This window comes from Kitasatospora arboriphila (genome assembly GCF_039528095.1).
Lineage (GTDB): Bacteria > Actinomycetota > Actinomycetes > Streptomycetales > Streptomycetaceae > Kitasatospora > Kitasatospora arboriphila.
The window spans coordinates 1-2,985 of the sequence record NZ_BAAALD010000203.1 but is presented as its reverse complement, the minus strand read 5'-3'; the positions used below and the strand labels follow the sequence as shown (position 1 = coordinate 2,985).

The 2,985-nt window shown below is 77.0% G+C and carries 2 protein-coding genes and 1 pseudogene; 1 reads left to right on the top strand and 2 read right to left on the bottom strand.

The window, feature by feature from the left end:
• Window positions 1-1,200, bottom strand: a 1,200-nt coding sequence (locus ABD353_RS39425) for a helix-turn-helix domain-containing protein (RefSeq protein ID WP_344628542.1), incomplete at its 3' end; no start/stop codon positions are given.
• 780 nt (window positions 1,201-1,980) lie between these two features.
• Between ABD353_RS39425 and ABD353_RS39420 the strand changes: the two genes are divergently transcribed.
• Complete coding sequence (locus ABD353_RS39420) at window positions 1,981-2,799, top strand: GNAT family N-acetyltransferase (protein ID WP_344628541.1); 819 nt, start codon at window positions 1,981-1,983, stop codon at window positions 2,797-2,799.
• On the opposite strand, the pseudogene ABD353_RS39415 reads toward ABD353_RS39420, so the two are convergent.
• A pseudogene (locus ABD353_RS39415) lies at window positions 2,766-2,985 on the bottom strand (hypothetical protein); the annotation flags it as partial. The gene ABD353_RS39420 and the pseudogene ABD353_RS39415 sit on opposite strands and share 34 nt — an antisense overlap.

Sequence of the window (2,985 nt, the reverse complement as noted above, 5' to 3'; positions counted from 1 at the left end):
GCCGGTCATCGCGGAAGGGCCGCCCGGCAGCGCCTGGCCCGGAACACCCGGCAGCTGGCCCGCCTGCGGCTGACCGCCGTGCGGGCCGTGGCCCACCGCTGCGCCCGGGTGCGGCGCGCCGCCGCCGACGAGCCGGTCGACCGGGCCGCCCTGCACGGGCACGCCGGCCGGGGCCTGCGCCGGAGCGGGCCGCCGGGCGCGGTAGCTCGTCCGGTACGCGGCGGGGGAGACGCCCAGCTGGCGGCGGAAGTGCCCGCGCAGCGCCACCGGCGAGCGGAAGCCGCAGCGCCGGGCGACGTCGTCCACCGAGAGGTCCGAGGTCTCCAGCAGCCGCTGCGCCTGCAGCACCCGCTGGGTGATCAGCCACTGCAGCGGGGCGCTGCCGGTGAGCGTGCGGAACCGCCGGTCGAAGGTGCGCCGGCTCATGTAGGCGCGGGCCGCCAGCACCTCGACGTCGAACTGCTGGTTGAGGTTCTCCAGCGCCCAGGTGACCACCTCGGCCAGCGGGTCGTTGCCGATCTCCTCGGGTAAAGACTGGTCGATGTACTGGGCCTGTCCGCCGCCGCTGCGCCGGTTCGGCACCACCAGGCGGCGGGCCAGCGCGTTGGCCGCCTCGGCGCCGTGGTCGGTGCGCACCACGTGCAGGCAGAGGTCGATGCCGGCCGCCGTGCCGGCCGAGGTGAGCACGTCGCCGTCGTCCACGAACAGCTCGCGCGGGTCGACGTGGACCCGCGGGTAGCGCTTGGCCAGCGTCGGCGCGTACATCCAGTGGGTGGTCGCCGGGCGGCCGTCCAGCAGGCCGGCCGCGGCCAGCACGAAGGCGCCCGTGCAGAGGCCGATGATGCGGGCCCCCTCGTGGTGGGCCTTGCGCAGGGCGGCGATCGCCTCGACCGGCGGCGGCTGGGAGATCGAGCGCCAGGCCGGGACGACGATGGTGCCGGCCCGCGACAGCGCCTCCAGGCCGTAGGGGGCGGTCAGGGTCAGCCCGCCGGTGGTGGCGAGCGGTCCCTCCTCGCCGGCGCAGACCAGCAGCCGGTAGCGGGGCACCCCGGCGTCCTGCCGGTCCACGCCGAACACCGAGAGCGGGATCGAGCTCTCGAAGATCGGCGCGCCGCCGAAGATCAGGACGGCCACCGTCTCCCGGCGCCTGCGGCCGGACAGCTTGCGGGCGGGGGCGGGGTGGTGCAGCGCGGACAGCACGGCCGGGCCGGCGTGCCCGCCCGGGCCACCGTCGGCCGGTCCGCCGGCGAAGTGCGGGTGGCCGGAGCCGAACTGACCGTGCGGCGGATGACCGGCGCCCTGCGGCTGGTGCGGTGCGGAGGCGGATGGCGAGCCGGCCGAGGGGGAGAGGTGACCGGACGTCAGGACGGTGCTGCCGGACGGGATGCCGCCGTGCGGGCCGACCTGGCCGGGCAGCGGCGAACCGGTGAGCGGGGAGGGTGCGCGCCCCGGGGCGGCGGCGCGGGCTGCCGACCCGTCAGCTCTGGCGGACCGGCCCGGGAGGCCGGTCGGCGGCTGACCGCCGTCAGGACCCGCGTCGCTCCTGCTCACCCTGCTCAAGGCGTTCCAGCCCCCTCGGTGGTGTGGTGTGGTGGTGCGGCACTGCCCGCCAAGATCGAATCTAGTGGGTGGACCGTTGCTGTTGTGACAAGTTCACCATCCGACGCTATGTCGACATGGCAATTTGGCGTGATGCATTCGATCACGAAGCGTGGCACCCGTCGACCCCTCTGGGAAGGGGGCGGGCGCAACGCTGGCTGGTTGTCGCACGACCGATCCCGGGCACCCGGGGACCCGCCGGCCCCACCGGCGGCCCTGGGCTGCGGCTTTGGCCAACACCCGGGCACCGCATCGAAATTGGCCGAAAACAGGCGGTACGAAACGGGGCGCACAGGACGCGCCCGTGCGCCGGTGCGAGCCCTTCTGCGCAGGGCTGGACAGCCCCTGCCGGGGGACACGGCCGGCGGCTAGGGTCGCCCCATGGACACGCGCAGCCGGCTCGAACTGGCCAACGACAACGCCGCCGGCTTCTGGCTGGCCCAGGCCCGGGTGCACGGCTGGGAGTCCGTCCGCACCCCGTGGTTCACCGCGGTCCGCTGCGACGGCGAGGCCGAGGTCCACCGGTTCGTCGTCACCCGCCCCCACGACGAACCCGCGGCACTGCAGCAGGAGTTGCTCGGCGTGCTCCGGCGGTGGCGGACGGCACGGCTCTGCCTGGAGGACCCGTACGGGAGCCTCGACCTGAGCGCGCACGGCTGCGAGGCCTCGCTGGGCCAGGCGGTGATGGTGCGTGAGCCCGGCGGCGCACCGGCGGCGGACGGGGCGGCCGTCCCCGCGGCCCCGCGGGGACGGCGCGGGGAGCCGGCGGGCCGGCTGACGGTCGGCGAGGCGCTGTCGCCGGAACAGCTCGGCGAGGTGGAGCGCGTGGTCGTCGACGGCTTCCCGATGCCCGCCCGGCTGCCGTTCGTCCGAGGCGCGATGCTGCCGCCCGGGCTGCTGGACGCCCCCGGCCACCGCGCCTGGGTGGCCCGGGTGGACGGCCGCCCCGCCGGGGCCTGCGTCAGCCACGACGACGGCACGGCCGTCGGCCTCTACTCCGTGGCGACCCTCCCCGAGCACCGCTCGCGCGGCATCGGCCGGGCCCTGGTGGCCGCCGTGCTGGCCGCCCACCCCGACCGGCCGGCCACCCTGACCTCGACCCTGCTGGGCGAGCCGCTGTACCGCCGGCTCGGCTTCACCGAGCACGGCGTCGCGCGCTGGTGGCGCTACCCGGCGACGCCGTCGTCGATGACCGTGTAGCCGGCCGCCGCCGCGACCGGTCCGACGGCCGCCTGCGGCACGGTGAAGCGGGTCAGCACCGGCGCCGGGGCGTCGCCGCCCGCGCTTCCCGGGCCGCCGGTGACGCCCGCGTGCGCCACGGCGGGCAGCGGGCCGGCCGGCGCCTGCAGGGCGGCCGCGGCGGCGGGGCTCAGCCGGACGGCGGCC

Coding starts and splice junctions, on each gene's coding strand:
- ABD353_RS39420 (WP_344628541.1), top strand. CDS start 1,981: ATGGACACGCGCAGCCGGCTCGAACTGGCCAACGACAACGCCGCCGGC.